A 25,220-nucleotide genomic window follows, 5' to 3' on the forward strand; every position below is an offset into this window, starting at 1 on the left:
CAACAATTTGATGATGGATTTGCTCTTTTTTAACAGGAATTAAACAGCTAATGGTCTGTCAAAATACGATTTACATAAATAATCATCATATTTAAGTTAGACGTTTTGATATGGTAAATAAAACTATCTTACGGATAAGCTTTATTCACTAATAGGAATATGTATATTGGTCTTAAGGTATAGAGCAACAATAAATTACCCACACTGTCCGTTAGGCCAGTGTGGGTTTTCAATGCTCATCACAAATTCCCAATTTCTAATCCCTAATCCCCAATCCCTCATTTCACGAATTACGGTAGCCGTAAAAGTTAATACTATAGTCTGTAACTTTCACTCCAGTTTGTTCTTCAACCAAACGAATAATGTCTTCTGGTAATGTGATGTGAACGTCCATAATTTGGTTTGTATCCAAACAGTTAACATGGCTGTGGGAATCACTTATGTTGCCATACAGACGTCCGTCACAGCGTTCAATACATTCAATAATCCCACCAGAAGACAAGGCTTCTAAATTTTGATATACAGAAGTGTGACCGATCGCCTTACCTTGATGATTGAGGCGATCGTAAATTTCTCTCGCAGAAAGATGCTCTTTTGCTTGCCAAAGCAACTCGAGAATAAAGCGACGTTGGCGACTAACACGCATACCCTGTACTTGACACTGCTCTAGTGCATCTTCTAAAGAACGAATGGGTTTTGTAGATATCGTCGGTTTTTGCATATTGATGCTTGTTAATTGTTCTACTAAATTTTTCTTTTCAATGTTTATTGTTATTTATATATCTAACGCTTATTGACCTCCCTAGTCAGCCTGAAACTGTGTTGTGACTTGTAATTGCTGCGGAAATCACAGATCGGCGAGAGGAATTTTTATGTTTCTTGACAATTGTGCAGTCACACCTAAACCTAAAACAAACTCATTACAACTTTAGCTTAAAATTGCTGTAAACGTCTAGTTTAATGGTGTTAAGGATAGCAAGAGCGATCGCACCCAATACCCTTACCTTCCTAATTCATCCCCAAATCTACTGCTATCCGATGGGCGCAAGCAAAACCAGAAAACGCTACTGCATTCAAACCCTGTCCAGGAAAAGTACTATCTCCCACACAATAAAGCCCTGGTATTGCAGTTCTATTAAACGGCATTGCTAGCAACCCTCGCAATTTACGTCGGGGAATCGGCCCGTAAGTACCATCCGCACGACCTAAAAAGCGACGATGAGTGCGTGGTGTTCCCACTTCCAGGTAATCTAACCCTGCATTTATATCTGGAAAAATTTTCTCTAACCGTTTAATAATTCGCCTAGCAGCCTTTGCTTTTTTTGCTTCATAATCCTTTACAGACAGACCTTGCCAATCATCTATCCAATGTGGTGTAAAAGCGTGAATGATATGATGACCAACTGGTGATAAATCTGGGTCAAGCAACGTAGGAATTGACACAAAAATCGTACCTTCAGGATCTGCCATTTTCTCCCAGTCTTCCAAGAAAATGTGATGACATTCTGTCTTGGCAGGTAAACTAGAAGCCTTGATGCCGATATGCAAACTCAAAAAACTAGGTGATTTCTCATAATTTTGCTGCCATTTTTTCTCATTAGCTAAAATTTTATCTTGCGGAACTAATTTATCAAAAGTATCCCAACGCGTAGCATTAGAAACAATGCGTTTGGCACGGTAGATTTGGCCATTAGCTAATTTTACACCTATGGCTCGTCCCTTTTCTGTGAGTATTTGCGTGACTCTAGCTTGGTATTTAATATTACTGCCCGTTTGAATCAGTCCTTCTACAAGCTTTTGAGCGATTTGACCCACACCACCCTTGGGATAATTTACACCACCATAATGCCTGTCGGAAAACACCATTCCCGCGTTGATCATCGGTGTCATATCGGCTGGTACTACCGACCAGCAATAGCATTCCATATCGATAAATTTCAACAATAGGGGATCTTTAATATGGCGTCGCGCGACATCCCCCACATTTTGTGGCAAATACTTTAACAAACCTAAACAAGCCCAAGGATGCTGAAAAAACATCCGCATCAAATAGCGTGGCTCTTCTAAAGATAAAAGCTCCATGCTATTTAAGCAATTAAATACTTGCCAACATTCGTCATAAAACTGATGAATACCCTTTGCTTCGTGGGGAAAATAAGCAATGAGGTTTTGTAAAAAATTTTCGTAAGTCCGCTCAACTTTCAGATTAAGACCATTGGGTAGATGATAATGAATCTGTACAGAATCGGGAATTACTTCTAAACTGACATTTACGGCATCTAAAGCACGGGTGAGTAAATTGGTTGTGCCACGTTGTCCAAACCCAAAAATCATGGAAGCGCCAACATCGAAGCGATAACCTTGGCGTTCAAAATACCCCGCACTACCACCCGGAATAAGATAGCGTTCTAAAACAAGTACTTTAGCTCCTTTTACAGCCAATTGAGTTGCTGTCACCAGACCACCAATTCCAGAACCAATAATGATTGCGTCGTAATAGGGATCAGGGGTAAGGGATCGGGAATCGGGGATTGGGGAAGGTGAGGTCTCGTCTGGGGATAAGGAGTCATGGGGATCGGTGAAGAGATTTTCATGCATGGTGGTGAAATTTTTTCAACTCGTAAATCAGGTTTTCAACTCGTAAATCAAGTTTTGGACTCGTAAATCAAGTTTTCAACTCGTAAATCAAGTTTTCAACTCGTAAATCAGGTTTTCAACTCATAAATCAAGTTTTCAACTCGTAAATCAAGTTTTGGACTCGTAAATCAAGTTTTGGACTCGTAAATCAAGTTTTGGACTCGTAAATCAGGTTTTGGACTCGTAAATCAGGTTTTGGACTCGTAAATCAAGTTCTGGATTTTCCTGTAAGAGGTTGAATTGAAAATGAGTGTAAAGGTGTTAGGACGTAGGAGTTTATGAAAGGATGATTATTCCATTAGTTTTACAGTCATCACTCATTTCTTTATTAAAAACCCAAATCTTTCAGAGTCTCACCTTCCCCAATCCTTAATCCTCAATCCCCAAAAAAAGAGGGACAAGCCTGCAACTGCTGGCCAATCCCGTCTGCCGATCCTTAAAGAGAGGAGAACACTGACTGTTAATATAACTTTGATTGAGAATAACTGTCAACGGTTAATGAAAAATATTATCAATAGTTTTTGACGAGTTTCGATTTTAGCTGATAGCCGGATATCAAAAAGGATTATGATGTTTCAGTTGTTATACAATATGCAGAACGCCTAATTTCGGCTATGACGCTACAATTGCGTGTTTATGTTCCACCACATCCCTTAATCAAGCACTGGTTAGCAGTTGCTCGTGATGCTGCCACGCCTTCAGTATTATTTCGTAGTGCAATGACAGAATTGGGACGTTGGCTTACTTATGAAGCCGCTCGAGAATGGTTGCCAACTCAAGATACAACAGTACAGAGTCCTTTAGCTACCTGTCCCGCAACCTTGATTAATCCACAAGTTCCAATGGCAGTGGTGCCAATTTTACGAGCGGGGTTAGGATTGCTAGAAGGAGCGCAAACACTACTACCCTTGGCATCAATTTATCATCTTGGTTTAGTGCGGGACGAAACCACTCTACAACCATCTTCTTACTTGAACAAACTTCCAGAAAAATTCCATCCTCAAACACGGGTACTAATTACCGATCCGATGTTAGCCACAGGTGGATCGATTATGAGGGCAATGGAAGAATTGACACAACGGGGAGTTGACCCATCTTTGACTAGAATCGTTTGTGTAGTTGCAGCTCCTCCAGCCTTACAAAAATTAAGTGCAGCTTATCCAGGTTTAATAATTTACACTGCGACCATAGATGAGCAACTAAATGACCGGGGATTTATTGTTCCAGGTTTAGGAGATGCAGGCGATCGCACCTTTGGGACTTAAGCTAGTATGCAGCTAGAACTGGAAAGTAACCAAACAATCCAAAAGTGCAGCTTTTATTATTGGCGGTAATAAATATGAGTCAGCGTGATGGTTTTGCAAGTGGTTTTTTCTTCGGCGCGATCTTTGGTAGTGTAGTTGGCGGTATTCTAGGCGCAGTTGTTGTTTCCAGGAACGATAGTGAACTAGAAGCCGAATCAGAAGAGCAACTTTCTCCAAACCAAACAGAAGCCAAAAAATTATCCCTGCGGCGGCGTCATATGAAAGCCTCTGAAACCGACAGCATGGAGATGGAAACAGCACGGCGATCGCTAGAAGATAAAATAGCCCAGTTAAATGCCACAATAGATGAAGTGCGGCAGCAGCTAGGCAGCGTTAATAGCAATTCAGGTCAGGTGATTAATGAAAGACCCCTCACCAAAGATACTTGAAGTTGACACACAAGGAAGACAAGGAAGACAAGGGAGACAAGGGGGACAAGGAAGACAAGGAAGACAAGGGGGACAAAAAGAATAATTAATATTTTATGCCCAATGCCCAATTGACTTCTCCCTTCTGGTGAAAACACACACCATGACCTGAGCTACCTTAAAATCTAAAATATAAGACCAAAATAGACATTTACGCAGGAAAGGAAACTGACCCATCCATGTACTTACTGATTTCCACATTGGCTACTTTCATTCAGATTTATAGTACCCTCCTAATTATTAGGGTTCTATTGACTTGGTTCCCCAACATCAACTGGTACAACCAACCATTTGCTGCTTTGAGCCAAATTACTGATCCCTATTTGAACATTTTCCGTAATATTATTCCCCCTTTAGGCGGAATAGATTTTTCTCCAATATTGGCGTTTCTAGTACTCAATATCGTTAGTTCTTTGTTGGTACAGGGTGGATACTCTTTGGCAAACATGTAATCATTTGGGTAAATGCAAAGCAAAAAATATATAACTTTGTTTGTAGAGACGTTGATTATGTATCGTCTCTACAATTCATAATATTTTTGCTCATCCATAAATTTTGCCAAATTGGAAGATTTGCTTACTTGATATTACAGTTCAGGATGTAGCCAATTAAAAAGTCCTAAAGAAGCAACGGTTCCAACAAAGTGAGCAGTAATACCACTCATACTTGCCATAGCAACAAAAATATCAAGTGAGCGAATCACACGATTCGGGTCATATATTGCTACCCCTTGGGGTTGGGCGATAGATTTTGAGAGTAGAACACCCAAACCTGACCCTGTTCCTAGAATTGTTAACAACATTCCTACAAAGCCTGCAATCACAGCAATCCGTAGTACTTTCATTACCTCTGCTTTAGGTGGATGCAAAGCGGGATTGGGATTGCAGAGTCGTTTGGCAAAACGAGTAAGGCGAAAAGCTAGGTAAAGAGTAAATAATAGAGCTAAGATCCCACAAATTCCCCAAAAGATGCTGATACCAATTCCAGGGGTTGTAGCTTGAGTGTAGGTTCTAACTGGTACTCCTGGAGCAGGTGCTACTGCTTGACTGAAACTACGACCAGAGATAGCAAATATCAACAATTAGTGCGGAAGTTGCTCCCAACCCAAGCTGTAACCACAAGCTAACCCAACCAACAAGGCGTAAAATGTTAGCAATTCTTTCCATTTTGGGATTAAGAGTGTGTACTTCCGATTGAGTTTGCATAGTCATGGTTGTTTGATGGGAGTAGAAGAGGAAAAAGTCTTTTCTATTTCAACCATAGGTATGTTCTTAAAAAATAACGACCTTCTCAAGTAAGAATGTCGTCAAATTCATACTTATACTAAAAACGGCTTAAAACTGTCATTCTCAACGAAGTGAAGAATCTCCGAGATACTTCGCTACACTACGTTTCGCTCAGTATGACATCAGTCCAAGTTTTACCTGTTTGCAGGATATCGAAGAAAGGAACTCTTAACAGGGAACGGAGGACTGTTTTCTGTTTTATAAAAAATATAAAAATGTGAGCGAATTTCCCATCAATCTGGTGGAAGTTCCAAGGGAATTGTACCCAACAACCCCTTACGAAAATCGGTTAAAATTTTGCGTGCTGTTCGTTCAACATCACCTGTATGACGCAACTCTGCCAATTCGTGCAAATATGATTCGCCCGTGGAGTATGTCGGATCGAGACCGTAGCGCGATCGCAAGGGATTTTCTGGTAACAAAGCGGGTGCGATCGCATAAAGCTCATTCACTAAATCTATAAATGCTGCTGCTATTAATTGATTATCGTAGGCTGCTTCCCCAATATCATCACAAACAGCCAATTTCAATCCCGCTTCTTGGTCTTCTAACTTAGCAGGAATTACACCAGGAGCATCAAGTAATTCCAAATCTTGAGAAATTCGCACCCAACGCAATTGGCGAGTGACACCAGGACGGGCTGCACTTTCCACCACTCGCCGTCCTACCAAACGGTTAATTAAAGCTGATTTGCCAACATTTGGGAAACCAATCACCACAGCTCGGACTGATCGGGGTAACATACCGCGATCGCGTCTTCTTTGATTGAGTTCCACACCAGCTGCTTGTGCTGCTTTTGATACCGCCGTGACTCCTTGACCATGTTGGGCGTTGGTAAAAAAAACTTGTTCCCCTTGACCTTTAAGCCAATCCATCCACAACTGGCGCACTTGGTCAGGAATCATATCTAAGCGGTTCAACACCAACAGCCGTTTTTTACTTCCCACCCATTGTGGTATCTGGGGATGGAAGGTTGCTAGAGGAATGCGCGCATCTCGTACTTCTAGTACCACATCTACAAGCTTGAGTTGTTCTTTGAGGTTCTTTTCAGCTTTGGCAATGTGACCGGGATACCACTGAATCAAATTTAATTTATAGTTTTGTGTTATACCCATTTTTTTATTAGTTTTAGATATTTAGTAATTAATGATTTTGTGATGATTGCTATATGGTAGCAGCCAGTTATGATTGCAAATTTTCTTCTTAGTGTTTTTGTGGTGAAAAAAATAATTTTTGAAACACAAAGACACTAAGACACCAAGAAAAGTTTATTTATCAGGCTACCCCATACCCTTATCCATTTTCATCGGGGACTGATGTAAAATCAAACGGTTGCCATCAGGATCATAGGCGTAAATTTCTCTGCCGTGGGATGCGGTGATGATTTTTCCTGGTGGGGGATAGCCTAAGACACTCAAGTGAGCGATCGCATGTTCTAAGTTATTTACCTCTAAACACAAACTGATTTTGCTTTTAGTAGAATGCTCAAATTCTAAATAATGACTTTGTTTTGGTTTAAATATTCCTAGTTTTAAACTAGGCAATTGAAACTCAGCATAGACATTAAAAATCATAGCTTCTGGTTTTTGATTAAAAAATTTAGTATAAAAACTAACTAATCTTTCAAACTCAAAAGATGCTAAAGTCACAAGTGCGTCAGTACATTGAAATAGCATAAAACGCCAACTACGAACTGGTTGCATTGTAAGATTGTTTTTAGAGTTTGACAGTACCTCTGGGGGTACTCCGGTAATTTTGATTCACACTTGCTGCGATCGCTTCATAATTAAATTAAGAAATATAAAGCAGCTAGATAGTAATTAAGCATGAGTAAAACAGCCCTGAATTTAGTCGCAATTTTTATCTTTCTTATGACCCTCTCTACTCTGCTGGGGTCAATGTTTAATTTATCGCCCACTGTACCAGCACTTGCTACCTTCACCATTTTGGGGATAGCTACTTTCGATTCTTTCGGCTTGCAAGGTAAAGGGGGAACTATATTTTTAGATTGGGTAGCGGGGTTTTCTCCTGAACACAGAGAACGCATTATTCATCATGAAGCTGGACACTTTTTGGTTGCGTATCTTTTAGGGATTCCGGTTATTGGCTATACCCTCAGTGCTTGGGAAGCCTGGAAGCAAAAACAACCAGGACAAGGTGGTGTGAGTTTTGATGATGCTGAGTTGGCTTCTCAATTAGAACGGGGTAGTCTGAGCGCCCAAATGGTAGATCGCTACTGTACCGTATGGATGGCGGGTATTACTGCTGAAACTTTGGTGTATGAAAATGCTGAAGGTGGGGCTGATGATAAAAGCAAACTAGCAGCAGTTCTCAAGAGTTTGGGTTTTTCTGCGTCTGCTTGCGAACAAAAACAACGGTTTTGTGTGTTGCAAGCCAAAACCTTGCTGCAAGAAAATTGGTCAGCTTATCAAGCTTTGGTAGATGCGATGCGACAGAAGACTACAGTCTCAGAATGCGTAAAAATAATTGATGAGAAATTATGAAATTTTTTCACGAAGAAGCTACCCGCAGATGGGAGGTATGGTGAGACAAGTAATTCTCACAGTTCATTACACAGTTACGTCCAGCCGCTTTTGCTTGTAATAGACATTGATCAGCACGGTTCAACAGACTGATTCCATTAACATCATCTTCTATTCGTAGACAAGCTGCTCCCAAACTAATGGTGAGGTTGATTGAAAGTTGATTGTTGATGGCGAATGGCTGTTCGCTGACTATGCGATTAAGACGACGCGCCACTACGACTGCTTCATCACAGCTTGTGTGGCTGAGAATGATCACAAATTCTTCTCCACCATAACGAAAAGGAGTATCTTGATACCGGAGATTTTGTCGCAGTCGGTTAGACAATAACTGCAATAGGCGATCGCCAACTAAATGTCCGTAGGTATCGTTAACTCTTTTAAAATAATCAACATCTAAAATAATCAAACTCAAAGGAGTACCGTTAGTACGGGCTTTTTGGATTTGTCGGGGTAAATCCCACTCTAAGGCCCGACGATTACTCAATTGTGTCAGTGAATCAGCTAAAGCGATCGCCGACAATAAATCATTTGTGCGGATTAAATCACGATATTTCTGTGCTTTTCGCAAAGCAACAGTTAATTGTGCTAGCAATAGGTTTTGACTACTACTTAATTCTGTTGGAGACTGCCATATATAAGCATCAGCCCCTTCTTGAAGTGCGATGGAAGTCATTTCTAATTCCCAGTCCCTACCATACTTACTTCTATCCAGAAGTAATTGAGAGCGATCCTCCAAAAGAATACAGTAGATCCAAGATAATTTTGTCTGTTCTTTTAACCAATGACAGAGTTCTAGAGAGCCGTCACAACTCGCTTGGAGAATTAATATATCGGGTGGTGTGGTTTGAATGCAAGATATCGCCTGATTAAGATTGGTGATTACTTCTAAATTAAAAGAATTTGCATCACAGATCTGATCTGGAAGTCTGGCGATAAAATTATCACTTCCAAAGATCAGAATAGATATCTTCATTGTTCTGCTTTATGCCCCATTTCAACTTTGAGGGAATAACTCTAGTCAAACCTATTCAGGTTTAGTGTTTCTACTATATATACCTACATATCCAGTTAGGAGTATAACCCCTAATTCTATTGTTTATCTGTGTAAACTACAAGTAATTTTCAATGTTCTTCTCCTTAATATACTAATCTTTATTACAATGTCTACTGTTAATATTTCTGTTACCTAATTTCTGTCGAGATAACCTTAATTTAAAACAGTAGAAATACTGAATAATATTTTTAAGTATAAAACTATTACTGTAATTTCCAGGATTAAATTATTTAAAATTTTCAGAAGATAAAACTATTGCCTTAATTATTTCCCGCAAAAACTAAATTTACTTCTCCGTATAACTTTCAGGTATTTACGTACTGGCATCAACTTCATGAATAATTTGATTTAAATATCCGTGATCACCGTTACGTACTGAAATACCCCAAAAAACGGTATAACTATTACCTCAGTGTTATAGGCAATTTTTAAGCATTCATTCAAACTGTGAATTTAAAATTGGGCATTTGAAAATATTACCCCACGACGCTCAGTCAGAGGAAAAAATCAAATATTACAATAGACCTCTTGCAAAAATATTTTTACCCCACCCTAACCCTAAGCGTAAACGGGGAGGGAACTAAATCTTCACCCCGTGAACGGGGGGATTGAGGGGGGTTCATTCGACTTTTGCAAGAGATCTAATCCTCAATGAATTATAAAAATTTAGAATCATATCCTCAGCTTCTCAAAGAAGTCGGGGATCTTGTTGTTCACGAATAATTTAGGAATTCTGTATACGAAAAATTTTTCGTGATTATTTAAGTAAAGGATAAGGTTAAGGAATAGGGTTATTTTTCCCCTTTAACCTTTAAACCTTTCCTGTAATACTGCAAAATCACTTTTGCAAATTAAGTAAGTCTGCAACGATAAACACAACGTGAATTACGAAATATAAGCATCATTGAAACCCTTACCAATGCGAAACCCTTACCAATGCTCAATGACATATCCGAATCGTAACTTTTAGTGTTGAAAGGATAATTATTGATAGCCTTCAATAGTATATCCAGCAGCAACAATTGCTTGCTTAATGGACTCTTCCGATGCTGCGGATTCTACGGTTACAGTTTTAGCTTTGACATCGACTGCGACTTTTGCATCAGGTTCCATTGTATGAATAGATTGCTTAATTGTACTGGCACAATCTTCACACGCTATATTTGGAACTGTTAATTTTAGCGCCATAAAAGACCTCTATAGATGAAAATACTACGATTTTGAGACTTTCATTTTATTCAACCTAAGTTAATCTCCTCATCCTACTAAAGTCTGGGAATTGTGCCGCTATATAAAGCTGCACATCAGACAGCGACTTTGTCAAAAGTTATTCACGCAATTAAACTGAAAAAGTAATCCCCCTTGAGAAGTATTACAGAATTGGTGGTACAGAAGCCATATTCTGCGGCATACTTTTTCTGTAAGAGATACTAGTTAGTGGTTAGTGGTTAGTGGTTGTTCTAAATCACAACCAACAACTAACAGTCCCCCAATTCCCTAGTCTTCATGTAAAAACCCATGTCTTTTCATCCCCAGTACCTTGGCGGTAACGAAATACGCACCTTATTCCTTGACTTCTACAGTCAACGGGGACACCAGATACTCCCAAGTGCTTCCCTTGTTCCAGAAGATCCGACAGTACTGCTGACGATCGCGGGGATGGTACCATTTAAACCCATCTTTTTGGGACAGCGCACACCAGAATTCAAACGGGCGACAACTTCCCAAAAATGCATCCGCACCAACGATATCGAAAATGTCGGCCGCACCAAACGCCATCAAACCTTCTTTGAAATGCTGGGTAACTTCAGCTTTGGTGACTATTTTAAAGAACAGGCGATCGCTTGGGGTTGGGAAATTTCGACAACTGTGTTTAAATTACCCCCAAAACGCCTCGTTGTCAGCGTCTACGAAGAAGATGACGAAGCTTACGCAATTTGGCGGGATAAAATCGGTGTCTCAGAAAAGCGCATCAAGCGCATGGGTGCAGATGATAACTTTTGGGCTATGGGTGTGACTGGCCCTTGTGGTCCCTGTTCAGAGATATACTACGATTTTCATCCAGAACAAGGCGACGACAATATTGATTTAGAAGATGACACCCGGTTCATCGAGTTTTACAACCTCGTTTTCATGCAATACAACCGGGATGCAGAAGGGAATTTAACACCACTTGCTAACAAGAATATCGATACTGGGATGGGTTTGGAGAGGATGGCGCAGATTCTCCAAGACGTTCCCAACAACTACGAAACCGATTTAATTTTCCCGATTATTAAAAAAGCCACAGAAATCGCTGGTATCGACTACACCGAAAGTAGCGAAAAAACCCAAGTCTCTTTAAAAGTCATTGGCGATCACGTGCGTGCTGTTGTACATATGATCGCTGATGAAATTCGCGCTTCCAACGTCGGACGTGGTTATGTACTGCGGCGGTTAATTCGGCGGGTGGTGCGTCACGGGCGTTTAATTGGTATTTATCGTAGAGACGTTACAGGTAACATCTTTACACCCCAAGTTGCGGAAGTTGCGATTTCCCTAGCCGAAGATGCTTATCCCAATCTCCGTCAACGGGAAAATAATATTAAAGCAGAATTGCAACGAGAAGAATCTCGCTTTCTGCAAACTTTGGAAAGAGGCGAAAAGCTACTTGAGGAAATTATTGCTCAGGTGAAGCAAAAAGGTCAAACCCAAATTAGCGGTGAAGATGCTTTTACTTTGTTTGATACTTACGGTTTCCCCTTAGAACTAACTCAAGAAATTGCTGAGGAAAACAACCTCACAGTTGATGTTGCTGGCTTCGATGTGGAAATGGAAAAGCAGAGACAACGCGCCAGAGAAGCCCACGAAACTATCGATTTAACTGTGCAAGGTTCTCTCGACAAACTTGCAGAACACATTCACGCTACGGAATTTTTAGGTTACACAGAACCAACAGCAACCGCAAAAGTCGAAGCGATACTTGTAAATGGGATTGCTGAAGAAGAAGCAGAAGCAGGAACAGATGTGCAAATCGTCCTTGACAAAACGCCATTTTATGCAGAGTCGGGGGGACAAATTGGCGATCAAGGTTATCTGAGTGGTGAAGGTGTCGTCGTTACTATTAATGATGTCAAGAAAGAATCGGATTTTTATGTCCACTTCGGACGCATCGAACGCGGTACGCTGAGAGTCGGTGATGCTGTTTCCGCCCAAATTGATCGAGCTTGTCGGCGTCGCGCCCAAGCTAACCACACCGCCACTCACTTACTGCAAGCAGCGTTAAAGAATATTGTCGATGATACAATCTCGCAAGCGGGTTCTTTGGTAGACTTCGACAGATTGCGCTTTGACTTTAATTGTCCTCGTGCTTTGACTGCTGAAGAAATCCAGCAAATTGAAGAACAGGTAAATACTTGGATTGCGGAGGCGCACTCAGCGAAAGTAGCAATTTTACCCATCGCCGAAGCAAAAGCCAAAGGTGCGATCGCCATGTTTGGGGAAAAATATGGCGATGAAGTCCGCGTGATTGATTTTCCTGGCGTGTCAATGGAATTATGCGGCGGAACTCATGTAAGTAATACTGCTGAGATTGGTGTATTTAAAATTATCTCGGAAGCTGGGGTTGCTTCTGGAGTCAGACGGATTGAAGCTGTATCTGGACCAGCAATTCTAGATTACTTGCATGTCCGCGACTCAGTAGTCAAAGATTTAAGCGACAGATTCAAAGTTAAGCCAGAAGAGTTACCAGACAGAATCACAATTCTGCAAAACGAACTCAAAAACAGCCAAAAGGAATTAGAAAACCTCAAATCACAGTTAGCGATTGTCAAATCTGATCAACTCCTGCAAACAGTGAAAACTGTAGGCGATTATAAAATTATTGTCGCCCAGTTGGAAGAGGTTGACGCAGAATCTTTGAAAACTGCGGCGGAACGCTTACAGCAAAAACTTGGTGTAGGTGCGGCGGTGGTGCTGGGTTCTGTTCCCGAAGCTGGGAAAGTTAGCTTAGTTGCTGCTTTTTCGCCAGAAGTCAATAAGAAGGGACTGCAAGCTGGTAAATTTATCGGTGCGATCGCCAAAATTTGTGGCGGTGGCGGCGGTGGAAGACCAAATTTGGCCCAAGCTGGCGGACGCGATGCGAGTAAGTTACCAGAGGCGTTGGAGAAGGCGCGGGGTGAGTTGAACTCAGCGTTGGGTTAATTGTTTTTTGTAGGGTTTTCAGCCCGCCTTCCTTGTAAATTTATAGGATTATTAAATCATTCAGGAGAGACAAAATCCCCGATAATTCCTGCGAAGTCGGGGATTTGGGCTTTGCGATTCTTACAAATCATATAGGATTGCTATATAAATTAATTGCATGTTATTGAATTGACAATCCTAAGTAGCCTGCTGCCAATACTTATAGGCTGTATATACCATCGTCACAACTCCAGTGACGATCGCTGATTCATCAATTTCAAATAGGGGATGATGGAGTGGATAATTTATCATCCGATCTTGGAAACCCACGCCTAAACGAAACATACTACCAGCAGAGTGTTCTAAATATATAGAAAAATCTTCTGCACCAAGGGAAGGTTCGGGTAAAACTTGGACGCGATCGCTTCCCCAGGCTTCTTCTGCTGATGATTGTAATAACTGCGTCAAGAAGTAATCATTTTGCACACTAGGAACTCCCTGACGATATTTGACTTCATATTTCGCACCGTAGGAATTGCAAACACTAGCAACTAATTTTTCAATCCAGTTGGGTAAATTAGCACGGGTTTCGGGATGAAGCGATCGCACTGTTCCCAACAACTGAACTTTGTCAGCAATCACATTCGGCGCTCTACCACCGTTAATTTTGCCTATGCTTAATACTACTGGGCGTAAAGGATTTTGTGTGCGGCTAATTGCTTGCTGTAGTGTAGTAATAACTTGCGAAGCGATCCAAATAGCATCTACTGCTTCATGGGGACGAGCGCCATGTCCTGATTCACCCATAATAATAATCTCTAGATCATCAGCCGCCGCCGTCAAAGCGCCATAACGTACACCTATTGAACCTGCGGGGATCGAAGGGAAAACATGAACACCCAAAACACCACTAACTTGATCCATGACTCCATCTGATACCATCCAGCTTGCCCCTTGAGCAATTTCTTCGGCTGGCTGAAATAAAAATCGTACTTTCCCAGGAATCTCGTCGCAAATCTGAGACAAAATCATCGCAGTTCCCAAACCGACTGTGGCGTGAACATCATGACCACAAGCGTGCATCACACCTTCTGTACGAGAAGTAAATTCTACATCGGTACGTTCTTGTATGGGTAAAGCATCCATATCAGTACGAATTGCCAAAATCCGTTTATCCTCACCTGTACCTTTGAGTTCTGCAATGACACCTGTTTTACCGACTCCTTCTTGTACATGCAGTCCACTGGAAGATAAAACTCCAGCTACAAAGGCGGCTGTTTGGTACTCTTGACCACTAAGTTCTGGGTGAGAGTGGATATGGCGACGAATTTCTATTAGACGTGGAGCGATCGTTGTTGCTAAATCTTTAATACGACTAAGCATTTTTCTATTACTTTAAAGTCTTTAGTTTAATGATAAAGAAGTGTTAATCTACAAATAACTTTTATTCACAACAACGAGTGTTACTGAGCGAAGTTAATGTAAAATAATTGACAAATACTTTGACATTTAAAGTACTCCGCAGTCAAGAGTAATTTAGCTTGTTTTCAGTTTCTAGCTCTTGCAAATTTTTTATACAAAAATATTAATAGGTGGATGGAAAGATATAAACTCAACATTCCAACCACTAAAATATAGTCTGAGAAAGCTTTTGGGCTGTTTGTTTTTACTTGTCAATTTGTAGAACAGGTTGAGCCATTGATCTTATCCTCGTTAAATTTATTACATTCTATGGGAGAGAAACGCTGTAAAGACCACCAATAAGGCTTATTAGAAGTGATAATACCATTGGATAGAGTGGTGACTCGGAAGTTTGCGCCTCGATAATTAGTAAATTGTTCTCTAGCGCCCTTGAGGTTAGCACCTTCGAGATTGGCACCAATAAAACCAGTAAAACTCAGATTTGTATTATCTAGAGATGCTGCTTTGAGATATGTACCTGTAAAAGAAGCAGATGTGAGATTAGCACCAGTTAATGTAGCACTCTCCATATTTGCACTTGTCAGATCGGCATTGGTGAGATTAGCACCAGTTAAAATGGCTGCTTTTAGATTAGCTTCGCGTAAATTTGCTCCAGTCAAATTAGCTCTACTTAAATCAGCACCACTTAAATCGCATCGAGGACAAGAACCTGATGCTTTTAGCTGGTCTAAATCTAGTTGATTAAAAGCAAAAGCCTTCTGCGTAAGTCCAAAACAGGCTAACAAGGCAGCTGTGGCGATAATCTGGAATTTCATGTTGTTTACAGTAATTTTAAAGTTGAAAATTTACAAAAACGACGGGGATACTACACCTCTGGTGGGTATAGAGGAAAGTTGCCCTTTCGCGGTAATCGGTAATAGGTAATCGAAAAACCAATTACTTATTACCAAGTTTCTCGCCCACAAGAGGACGAGAAATTTTGATTAGTACTGTTATCATAATAGGACTGATACGAAAAATTGTCGGTATAAAGCAGACATCAAGAAACTGTAAAACTACTGTAAAACCTGGTGATTTCACTAGTCAAAACCAAACTAAAGTTTATAGAATAAAAGCATCGAACATTATACTGAAACTCTATAGTCAACGAAATATTGCATTCCCCCAAGCCGAAATAACCAAAAGGCAAGGGGGAATTCTTATTTTTAGCATTAAATTTTGCTGATATGAGGGATTGGAAAGCGGGGAGCAGGGAGCAGGGAGCGGGAGGACAAGGGGAACAGCTAATCAGTTATCAGTGATCAGTTATCAAATTAAACTGATCACTGTTAACTGTTAACTGATAACTGATTCATGCCCAATCCCCAATCCCTTTTCAATCACGCCATCCCAACAAGCGCAATCCAGGTACAACTAAGTAATGACTCACTCCCAACCAAAAACTAATTACAACACCTACCAAACCAAAAAATCCTATTTTCCACAATAATTCATGCCAGTTATTGCTAAGACTAAAAAAGTCGTTGAATATGGTTGGTGGTAGACCGACATAAAGCAAAAATGCGAACGGTAGTGCTGTACCAAAAGCAGTAACTACAGCATGGACTATATGATGGCTACGCAGACCTAAGCCCAGGGTTAGGAGTGAAACTGCGGCTAAAATCAAGGCTATCAATCCTTCTCCATCTTCTTTTGGTGTGATTAATTGCAGAATGAACCAGCCAAATCCATAGCCAAAAATTCCCATCAATGATGCAGCTAAAAACCGTCGTCGTTGTCCGTAACCTCCGGCGGTCACTATTCCCCACGCAGTACCTAACCCAGCGCCAGCAAACAGAAGAATCTCTGAACCCAGCACAGGCTGATTGTTCCCCAACAACAGAGATAACTGACTAGACAAGGATTCGCCAACTTGTTTTCCCCATTCTGTGTGATAGGCCAAAACATAACCAGAAAACGCACCCGCAGCAGCGCCGACGCTGGTGAGAATCATTGTCCAAATGGTATCCAAACAGGCGCGAATAACTTTAGCGATCGCACCAAATACAAAAATAATAATTTGACCAATGGCTTGGACAAAATTAACAACTGAGTTTTGAATTTGTTTTCTCAGATCAAAGAAAAATCTGAAAATAGGAGATAATCGAGTGTTGGTGAGAACTAAAGTCACGTTGCGACTGTTTGTCCTGTTTGTCCCCACAGAATTTGGTAGTGATTGATCAATCTGTGCTAAACGTCTTTGGATGATAGCTGTATTTTCCGGACGCGATCGCGCTTCTTCCTGGATCATTTCATCGATCAAATCTGCTAACTGCGGGTGAACACGACATTGTGAACGCCAGTGCAACTCTCCTGTCAAGGGATCTTCTAAGTCCACCGGATGCTTACCCGTCAGCAACTCAATCGTTGTCCTACCCAAAGCATAAAAATCAGCGCTGGGTTCAACATGACCTCCCATCACTTGTTCTGGTGGACTGTAACCAGAAGAAAACAATTTTGTAGATCGTGGTTGAGAAACAACATTTGTTGCAGCAAATTGTTTAGCCCCACCAAAATCAATCAGTACCAGCTGATTTGCTTGTCTGACTTTTCTGTGATCAAGAGGGGATTTAGACAGATTACGCAGCATCAAATTGGAAGGTTTGATATCACGATGAATAATATTGCGTTGGTGCAAATGCTGTAAAATTTCCACAGCTTGGCTTAACCAATTCAACACCAAATCTTGTGGACATCCGTGAGGATATTGCTTGTATAATATTTCCTCCAAAGTTTGACCATTAATTTTTTCCATCACCAAACAAGGCAGAGTCTGCTGTCCCTTGCCATGAACCCAAATGCGTTGAAAATAGCCCTCTGACTCGACTTTGGGAACACCTGGATGTCGCAAATTGCTTAAAACTGATGCTTCTTGGGCAAACAACTCTCGTGCTTTTGGTGAATCTTCTACCAACACCTTTAGCACCCTTTGGGTTTGCGTTTTTTGATCCCAAACAGTATAAATTTGAGCAAAGCCTCCCGATCCCAAGCGTTTCATAGGGACATAGCGATCTATCAGCTGTAGAGGCGCACCACAGCAATGGCAGAATTTGTTCCCCCAACGCTGAGGATAGGGACGCTGACAGTCTGGATTGATGCAGTGAATTTCATTAGAGTTGAACACAACCGCTCAAAGACAATGGCTGAGTTGATTATAATCAGGGGATTGGGAATCGGGGATAGGGGTAACGGGGATCGGGATCGGGATCGGGGAAAGGGGAAAGGGAACAAGGAGAAAGGAGAAAGGAGACAAGGAGGACAAGGAGGAGGATAAACAAAACACTAATCCCTGTTCCTTGTTCCCTGTTCCCTGTTCCTTGTTCCTTGTTCCCTGTTCCCGATCCCCAATCCCTAACAACTAAACCCATCCCAAGCCATGGGAAAAGTATGTTCTAAGACGGAGGAATAGTCTTGATTGTTGCTATAGGTTTCTTCGTCTAAGACTTTAACGACTTTATTATATATTTCGTCTGCTTGTTGAGGAGAATCGCCGATGCTAGTTAAGCCTAGCTTGCCAAATTGAGACAGACAACCCATCAAATGAAAAACTGTGCCTGTTTCTGTGCCAGTATCAAAGTGCAGCCTGTGATGGGCGATGATGTCCATTAAGTCGTTGGGTAAGAGTCCTCGATAACGGTCTTTTTGGAGGTTGTCGGTGGCGATGTAGTATTTGGGACGTCCTTGCTGGGAGTAAAACAAGCCTGTTGAAAAGTCGTAACGTCCATTGGTTAATAATTTTAAGGTCATAAACGGATGAGTGGTTCCGCCTTTACGCAAGTTAATTTCTATTGCTTGCAGATCCCACTGGCCATTGTCTTGTTCAACGGCGATAAAATCAACTCCAAATCGTTCGAGTGCGCCTTTTTCTACTAGCTTCATGCCAATTTTTGTGCCTAACAATTGCAGTTGGACACGATAGGCTTCATCCGCCGGAAATCGACAACCAAGATATATCTGTCCATCAGGACCGCCAAGAATTTGGTCATGGGTAGAAAGGATTTCCACTTCGCCTAGAGGTGTAATTCTTCCTTGGACACTAGGCGATCGCTTAACTTCACCCTCCACAAATGCTTCTACAATTGCGCCTAACTCACCAATCCGTCCTGAAAAGTTTTCCCATGTCTCTTGGCTAGTTTGAAAACTCATTTTTGGCAAGCGATCGCTAATCGCTGCTAAACGTTCGGTGTGAGAAGCATCAGGAGGTGCGACATCCGCCACTGGTCTTAAGTCTAATAGGGCATTTCCTTCTCCTGAAAAGCCTTCATTGAGCTTTACAACCATTCTTTTTAATGTCGGCTGACGTTCCCATAATTGCACAGCAGCTTCTTCTAAATCGGCAACACTGTGAACTAATTCACTACCATCTGGATATGGCACGACTGTTTCTGCAAATATTTGGCGGCTACCACTTTTTGTTCCCCAAATCTGTAACTCTGGTGCAGGAGCATACAATGGCACATTTAATTTGACAGATAATTCTGCTTCTAATGGTGTGGAATTGTAACAGATCATGAAGGATTTGTCTAATCTTAACGCCTGACGAATACGATGCAGCAAGCGGGGACGTTCTAAAATTTTTTGACTGAGAGGTTTTAAGGAAGAATCATAGGTGGAAAGTAACAGCAAACGATTGCGAGCATGGGAAAAGGGTATGCCTGGTAACAGTTGTAAATAATAGTCGATAATACTAGGATGTAATGGCACAGATGTGACATAAATTAATCGATTGCGGGGATTCCACAAACGAATCAGTGAGAATAATAATCGCTCTTCATAGTGTTCGTAACCTTCGACTTTTTTGAGTTCTCGCTGATCAATACTAAGAGAGGGAATAACTAATATATCTACATCACTGCTTTCGGTAGGACCTTCAATACTTTGCCAGCGATCGCGCAAAGTTAACTGAAGAAATTTGAACGGGTCAGTTTGCTCTATATCAGAAAAGTTTAATGTTTGCATAATCTTACCCCTGTGCTGCTACTTTGCTCCCTCAGCGAGATTTCCTAATTTCACATATATCCTAAGTAATAAACCAATGCTGACTGTATGCAACACTTCTTAGAAATTGGTTGATTTGTTGCTGAAATTTTACGATGTTGCATAAGAATTTTAGTGAAAAAGTGTTTCTTTGTAATCGGGATCAATATATTCAATATATAGTGAATCATCCATTAATCACGTCGAAAAAAACAAGAGTTAATTTTATTGCCAAAGTAATACGGAGAAGAAATAATTTTTCTTAGTTATGTTTACTTCTTAAGATTGATATATTTTTATTTTTGTTTATATCTTAAGAATGATAAATTGCCATGACTTAACAGTTAATTTAATTACTGAAAGGAGAGATTTTTAATCAAGGCAGATTGGTGTAGTGAGGTTCGTTAACAAGGAGTATGCTTTTGGTGTGAGAAAAAGCTCTTTTGCTTAGATAATTTTGTTCTAGCGGCAAGTGATAAGCAAAGAGTTCTATTTTTATAGATGAAAATTTTTTAAGTTTGCCTATGGTAACAGGGTGCAGTGGTCATAACTAAACCTTGGATTGAATATTCGATCCAAGGTTAGTTTTTAAGAAATGGTTTAGTAGGATAGCACACTTGTGTGTTCTTAAAGTAGTTATTACTTAATTGGAACAAACAACAGTTACAACAATTAAAGGAAAAGTATATGCCAGAAGAAAAACCATTACAACCACCACAACAACAAGCACAACAGCCGGGTATTGAGTCAGAAATGACACCCAAACCCCAAGCAGATGATCGTCAGTATCAGGGAAGTGGTAAATTAAAAAATAAGGTAGCGCTGATTACTGGGGGAGATAGTGGTATTGGTCGCGCTGTGGCGATCGCCTTTGCTAAAGAAGGTGCTGATGTGGCGATCGCTTATCTCAATGAACATGATGATGCTAAAGAAACCAAACATTTGGTAGAAGCACAAGGACGAAAAGCATTTACTATCTCTGGCGATATTGGTGATGAAAACTTTTGTCAGCAAGCTATCCAACAAACGGTAGATGAATTTGGTAAACTCGATATTCTTGTCAACAATGCTGCGGAACAACATCCTCAAAAAAGTATAGAAGATATTAGTAAAGAACAACTAGAGCGAACTTTCCGCACCAATATTTTCTCAATGTTTTTCTTAACGAAAGCTGCACTCAAGTATCTAAAAGAAGGTAGCAGTATCATCAACAGTACTTCTGTGACAGCTTACAAAGGTAGCCCAGAATTGCTTGATTATTCTTCTACAAAAGGTGCAATAGTTGCCTTTACTCGTTCTTTATCACAAAATTTGGTAGAAAAAGGTATTCGTGTTAATGCTGTAGCTCCTGGTCCAATTTGGACACCTTTGATCCCTTCTACCTTTCCAGAAGAGAAAGTAGCTAATTTTGGGAAACAAGTACCAATGCAAAGAGCTGGACAACCTGAAGAAATTGCACCTTCTTATGTATTTTTAGCATCAGATGATGCTTCTTATATAACTGGTCAAGTCTTACACCCTAACGGTGGTACGGTTGTAAATGGGTAAAGATTGGTCAGTTGTGACTTTTTGGTAGTTGGTAGTTGATAGTTGATTGGAGCAAACAACTACCAAGCACTAACAAACAATACATGATTTTTTGCCAGATTGAAGGCAAAAGCTTATCGTTCATCCTTTTACCTTTCATTTGAGAGATGAGTAAGCTTATAAAACTTGATAATATGGCAAACAAATTGAAATCAAGAAAAGCTGCTTATATGTCATCTAAAACACGTTTACATGGTACTGATTTAGTAGATTGTGCGAGAGCAAATGCCAAGCAGGGAATTGAAACCGCCGCTTATCAGTGTGGTTATGGTGACGATTTGAATACCTTTGCACAGGAATTAAGAAAAGCTTGTGAAGAAATGAATTTGCAAGCGAAGGAACTCACTGATCTGATTGTCGATCAGGACTTAGTGCTGAATTTAGGTGAAGGTGAAATTGTCGCCCCTGACAGTGATTCACAACTTTAACAGTTATCAGTTATCAGTCATCAGTTATCAGTAGCTCTTTTTGATAACTGTTCACTGTTCACTGTTAAGAGTTCCCTGCTTTAACATCTGGGCTAAAATGTTGCGCGTCATGATTTGAGCATCAGCGTTTAAAACTGAAGGACGCAATTGGGGAACGTTGTAATCATCAAGTCCCCAACTCCATTGCATAGATCCGGTTGCAAATACTGTTGCTCCAGAATTTGTGGTATATACTGTCATATCTGCATATCGAATACCACGCCCGTAACGATAGGGTGAATGAGCAACGCGAATCGTGTAATTTGGAGCATTACCAAACATGCGATCGACTTCATAACCCAAAAGTCCTTCTAAGCGGATTTGTTTATTAGATGATTGAAGATTCCTGCTAACAGATGCTTGATTGTGATTTTGCATTAATTGCGTATCGGTAAGCAGCCAACTCGGTGCTGTGTGATTAATGACTATATCCGCGTTCACTTGAAATGTCTGGTACATGACTCCAATCAGAGCATCTTCTGGGAGATTTACAGGCTTTTTGCGCCAAACAGTAGTTACCAAATAATCATTATTCGGATCTTTATCTCTAGCATAGGGATCTAAGGCAGCATTTTCTTTATAAGCAACAATGATACGGTTAATATTTCCCGTTATTTGGCTGGGTTCTAAGCGAATTTGCCAATAACAACTATTGGAGGAAAAAAAGCCTAAACTTACACCAGCATCTCTAGCCGCTTCCACATTTTGCCGCATCTGCCACGACCAATATTCATCATGACCGACAGACAAAAATGCTTTGTGCAATAATAGCATCGACTTGCCACTGTAGGGATCTAAAGAATTTTCATGGGTATCAATATCAGTAGAATAGGTGACATCGTAGCCTTGACGTTCTAACCACCGCAACATGTTATATTCCCAGCCAGCGCTAGAAGTTCTTCTTTTGGGTTGAAAGTTAGTTAAAAATTCTCCTGCTCCCACTCCATAAGCAGCTGCACGGTTAGGACTAATAGCATAGGGACGATTAAAAGAAACTTTATATGCTTGTTTTCCACGACTGTTCCATCGATATAAGGACATTCCGCCCCAGTTGTTATACGCCTGATATGTCGTCACGCTCGATTGAAAGAGGATATCAGAAGCACGACTGTCATCACGAACAACAAAAATAATGTAGCTTTGTTTACCACTAATTCCAGTAGTTAGTTTTGCTAAATAAATACCACTTGTCCAAAAAGTAGAATTATCTGGATTATCGGAAATTTTTAATACGTAGGGATCTGTCCAATCACATTCAATTAAGCCAGTCGCTTGATCTACTATTGGTGGTCGCTGTTTTACTCCTTTGCGCTTAATTATAGGGGTGATTTGTCGTCCTCCTTTATTTCCATACCAACCCATACGAAAAATTTCTATTGTATAATTCGGCTCTTTTGTATTGACAAAAAACTTGATTTCCTCGCCACGATTTACACTTGTAAGCGAGGCATAACCTTCTATTTCTCGCTTAGTGGCAGGATTAGTTAGCTGCCAATGGGTTGTACCTGTTTTTAAGTTTTCAACGATAGTAGGATTTTTACGATGGTGTTTAGGTATATTTATATCAATGGCTTGGTTAGGATCTAGAAAAATCAATAGAGTAAGTATCAAAATTAAAAGTGCTACTGCTAGCACTTTTATTGTGTTGTTTAGCTTTTTTATCAAAACAATTATATTCCCTGTCATTTTGACTACTCAAGTTTGACCAACTTGATTGTGTCATTTTTATCAATAGGTAAAAAGTAAATAATTCTTAATTTATGCATATTAAATGAATTGTTTCTAAGTAAAATAATTAGATAAATAGTGTCAAAAAAACACAATTTTGCCAGAGCGATCGCCTGAGCAACTTCACAGCTTATACACAGCAAACAGCCCTGTGATAGCACTCATACATTTAAGATTGTTCTTGCCAAACCGAAGTAAATTAATACACCTAAGACATCCACTGCTGTAGTAATAAATGGTGCTGACATCAACGCTGGATCTAAACGCAAGAGGCGAAACAAAAACGGGAGTGCGGAACCGGAAACAGAAGCGAGAACCGAAATTGCTACCAGACTACTACCAACTGCGATCGCTACTTGTAAATTCTTTTGCAGAAAGAAAGCCCAGATCGTTGCGATCGCACCTAGCATGACTCCTAGCAACACACCCGCCAAACCTTCCCGAACAACTACTTGCAATGGTCCAAGGGCGCGAATTTCGTCGGTATTCATCCCGCGAATCACTACCGTGGAAGATTGAGCGCCGACATTACCACCAGTACCTGTCAACAGAGGAATAAACGCCGCCAGCACTACGACTTTTTGCAAAATATCTTCTTGGGATTTAATAATTGTGCCTGTAATGGTGTTGGTGATCAGCAAGACAAACAACCACACTACCCGTTTGCGAGCAATAGTCAGCAAATTTGACTGAAAATAACTATCGCCATCAGACTGCACACCACCACCCACAGCGTAAATATCCTCGGTGGTTTCCTCTTGGATAATGTCAATTACGTCATCAACAGTAATAATACCCACAAGACGATCTTCCCGGTCTACCACAGGGACAGCTAAAAAGTCGTATCTTTGGATTAATCTGGCTACTTCTTCTTGATCTGTATCTGTATTCACAGACAGCACATCACGAGTCATGATTTCGCCAACTGTTTGTTGTGGTTGAACTGTCACCAACTCACGCAGCGATAAAATTCCAGTTAAGCGCCTCGCTGCATCCGTGACATAAAGATAGTAAATCATCTCGCTAGCATTAGCTAAGGTGCGAATTCGCTCCAGAGTTTCCGCAGCCGTAAAATTTTCTTTGACAGAGATTAACTCCTGAGTCATGATTCGCCCAGCAGTACCAGCTTCGTAACCCAATAGTTGAGCTGTAGATTCTTTTTCTGCGGGACTAAGTTGTTCTAGCAGACGCTTGACGATTTTTGCTGGTAACTCATCAAATAACTTGGCTCGATCATCTGGTGACATTTGCTCGACAATCTCGCGAACTTCCTGACTTCTGAGTTCCTCAATCAATCGTTCTTGCACACTGTAATCAAGATATTCGTATACTTCGATCGCCTCATCTTTAGAAAGTAACCGAAAAGCGATCGCGTGCATTGCTTCTGGTAATCCTTCAATGGCTTCAGCAATATCTACAGGTTGTACAGGTACTAAAATGGCTTTAGCTCCACGCAAATCCCCAACTTCCAATAAACTTTGTAATTGCGCGCGTACTAAATCCCGCAATTCCCTGCGTGAAAAATCTTGAAGAACAGGAGACGTATTGTTTGGAGTTTGCATAGTTAAAAATCAAGGTGATGCG

General features: G+C 40.6%; 19 protein-coding genes and 1 pseudogene. 7 read left to right on the forward strand and 13 right to left on the reverse strand.

Going from position 1 to position 25,220, the window contains the following annotated elements:
- Positions 1-283: 283 nt before the first annotated feature.
- Entirely contained in the window at positions 284-721 is a 438-nt protein-coding gene (locus AC5JMK_RS27560; RefSeq protein ID WP_096677542.1) for a Fur family transcriptional regulator, read from the reverse strand.
- Positions 722-1,008: 287 nt separating this feature from the next.
- Positions 1,009-2,598, reverse strand: a complete 1,590-nt coding sequence (gene crtH / locus AC5JMK_RS27565; protein WP_495911441.1) for a carotenoid isomerase — start codon at positions 2,596-2,598, stop codon at positions 1,009-1,011.
- Between the two features lie 653 nt (positions 2,599-3,251).
- Between crtH and upp the strand changes: the two genes are divergently transcribed.
- The 3 genes from upp to AC5JMK_RS27580 all read left to right on the forward strand — a co-directional run bounded on the left by upp (position 3,252) and on the right by AC5JMK_RS27580 (position 4,821).
- Positions 3,252-3,902, forward strand: a complete 651-nt coding sequence (gene upp / locus AC5JMK_RS27570) for a uracil phosphoribosyltransferase (RefSeq protein ID WP_096677543.1) — start codon at positions 3,252-3,254, stop codon at positions 3,900-3,902.
- Positions 3,903-3,976: 74 nt separating this feature from the next.
- Complete coding sequence (locus AC5JMK_RS27575; protein ID WP_096677544.1) at positions 3,977-4,330, forward strand: ssl2009 family thylakoid membrane protein; 354 nt, start codon at positions 3,977-3,979, stop codon at positions 4,328-4,330.
- A 218-nt stretch (positions 4,331-4,548) separates the two neighbouring features.
- On the forward strand, positions 4,549-4,821 hold the full coding sequence (locus AC5JMK_RS27580) for a YggT family protein (protein ID WP_096677545.1): 273 nt from the start codon (positions 4,549-4,551) through the stop codon (positions 4,819-4,821).
- Positions 4,822-4,955: 134 nt separating this feature from the next.
- Here the strand turns inward: AC5JMK_RS27580 and AC5JMK_RS27585 are convergent.
- From AC5JMK_RS27585 to AC5JMK_RS27595, 3 genes and pseudogenes are all read right to left on the reverse strand, one after another.
- Positions 4,956-5,574, reverse strand: a pseudogene (locus AC5JMK_RS27585) (DUF3611 family protein).
- A gap of 314 nt (positions 5,575-5,888) precedes the next feature.
- Positions 5,889-6,770 (reverse strand): ribosome biogenesis GTPase YlqF, encoded by an 882-nt coding sequence (ylqF, locus tag AC5JMK_RS27590; protein ID WP_096677546.1) that lies wholly within the window; start codon positions 6,768-6,770, stop codon positions 5,889-5,891.
- A gap of 165 nt (positions 6,771-6,935) precedes the next feature.
- Entirely contained in the window at positions 6,936-7,358 is a 423-nt protein-coding gene (locus AC5JMK_RS27595; RefSeq protein ID WP_495911442.1) for a VOC family protein, read from the reverse strand.
- A 123-nt stretch (positions 7,359-7,481) separates the two neighbouring features.
- Between AC5JMK_RS27595 and AC5JMK_RS27600 the strand changes: the two genes are divergently transcribed.
- Positions 7,482-8,159 (forward strand): ATP-dependent Zn protease, encoded by a 678-nt coding sequence (locus tag AC5JMK_RS27600; protein ID WP_096677547.1) that lies wholly within the window; start codon positions 7,482-7,484, stop codon positions 8,157-8,159.
- A gap of 7 nt (positions 8,160-8,166) precedes the next feature.
- Here AC5JMK_RS27600 and AC5JMK_RS27605 read toward each other — a convergent pair whose 3' ends face one another.
- Both AC5JMK_RS27605 and AC5JMK_RS27610 read right to left on the reverse strand, forming a co-directional pair.
- Complete coding sequence (locus tag AC5JMK_RS27605) at positions 8,167-9,174, reverse strand: GGDEF domain-containing response regulator (RefSeq protein WP_096677548.1); 1,008 nt, start codon at positions 9,172-9,174, stop codon at positions 8,167-8,169.
- Positions 9,175-10,239: 1,065 nt separating this feature from the next.
- A complete protein-coding gene (locus AC5JMK_RS27610; protein WP_096677549.1) occupies positions 10,240-10,443 on the reverse strand; it encodes a heavy-metal-associated domain-containing protein in 204 nt (67 codons plus the stop codon).
- A 330-nt stretch (positions 10,444-10,773) separates the two neighbouring features.
- Between AC5JMK_RS27610 and alaS the strand changes: the two genes are divergently transcribed.
- Positions 10,774-13,437: an alanine--tRNA ligase gene (alaS, locus tag AC5JMK_RS27615; RefSeq protein ID WP_096677550.1), complete on the forward strand. Its 2,664-nt coding sequence runs from the start codon at positions 10,774-10,776 to the stop codon at positions 13,435-13,437.
- A gap of 177 nt (positions 13,438-13,614) precedes the next feature.
- On the opposite strand, the gene AC5JMK_RS27620 is transcribed toward alaS, so the two are convergent.
- The 4 genes from AC5JMK_RS27620 to AC5JMK_RS27635 form a co-directional block, all read right to left on the reverse strand.
- Positions 13,615-14,799 carry a M20 family metallopeptidase gene (locus AC5JMK_RS27620; RefSeq protein ID WP_096677551.1) on the reverse strand — a complete coding sequence of 395 codons (1,185 nt, stop codon included), beginning with the start codon at positions 14,797-14,799 and terminating at the stop codon, positions 13,615-13,617.
- Positions 14,800-15,089: 290 nt separating this feature from the next.
- Positions 15,090-15,653, reverse strand: coding sequence for a pentapeptide repeat-containing protein (locus AC5JMK_RS27625; RefSeq protein ID WP_096677552.1), 564 nt, complete (start codon positions 15,651-15,653; stop codon positions 15,090-15,092).
- A gap of 560 nt (positions 15,654-16,213) precedes the next feature.
- The gene (locus AC5JMK_RS27630; RefSeq protein ID WP_495911443.1) at positions 16,214-18,001 is read right to left on the reverse strand and encodes a serine/threonine protein kinase; all 1,788 of its coding nucleotides are present in this window, start codon (positions 17,999-18,001) and stop codon (positions 16,214-16,216) included.
- 227 nt (positions 18,002-18,228) lie between these two features.
- Complete coding sequence (locus AC5JMK_RS27635; RefSeq protein WP_495911444.1) at positions 18,229-19,836, reverse strand: peptide ligase PGM1-related protein; 1,608 nt, start codon at positions 19,834-19,836, stop codon at positions 18,229-18,231.
- A 705-nt stretch (positions 19,837-20,541) separates the two neighbouring features.
- Here AC5JMK_RS27635 and AC5JMK_RS27640 point away from each other — a divergent pair.
- Positions 20,542-21,402, forward strand: a complete 861-nt coding sequence (locus tag AC5JMK_RS27640; RefSeq protein WP_495911445.1) for an SDR family oxidoreductase — start codon at positions 20,542-20,544, stop codon at positions 21,400-21,402.
- A 209-nt stretch (positions 21,403-21,611) separates the two neighbouring features.
- Positions 21,612-21,869, forward strand: a complete 258-nt coding sequence (locus AC5JMK_RS27645; RefSeq protein ID WP_096679201.1) for a hypothetical protein — start codon at positions 21,612-21,614, stop codon at positions 21,867-21,869.
- A 51-nt stretch (positions 21,870-21,920) separates the two neighbouring features.
- Here the strand turns inward: AC5JMK_RS27645 and AC5JMK_RS27650 are convergent, their stop codons facing one another.
- Together AC5JMK_RS27650 and mgtE are read right to left on the reverse strand one after the other, a co-directional pair.
- On the reverse strand, positions 21,921-23,543 hold the full coding sequence (locus AC5JMK_RS27650) for a N,N-dimethylformamidase beta subunit family domain-containing protein (protein WP_495911446.1): 1,623 nt from the start codon (positions 23,541-23,543) through the stop codon (positions 21,921-21,923).
- Positions 23,544-23,797: 254 nt separating this feature from the next.
- A complete protein-coding gene (gene mgtE, locus AC5JMK_RS27655; RefSeq protein ID WP_495911447.1) occupies positions 23,798-25,198 on the reverse strand; it encodes a magnesium transporter in 1,401 nt (466 codons plus the stop codon).
- Between the last annotated feature and the right edge of the window lie 22 nt (positions 25,199-25,220).

It is taken from the genome of Pelatocladus sp. (assembly GCF_059505505.1).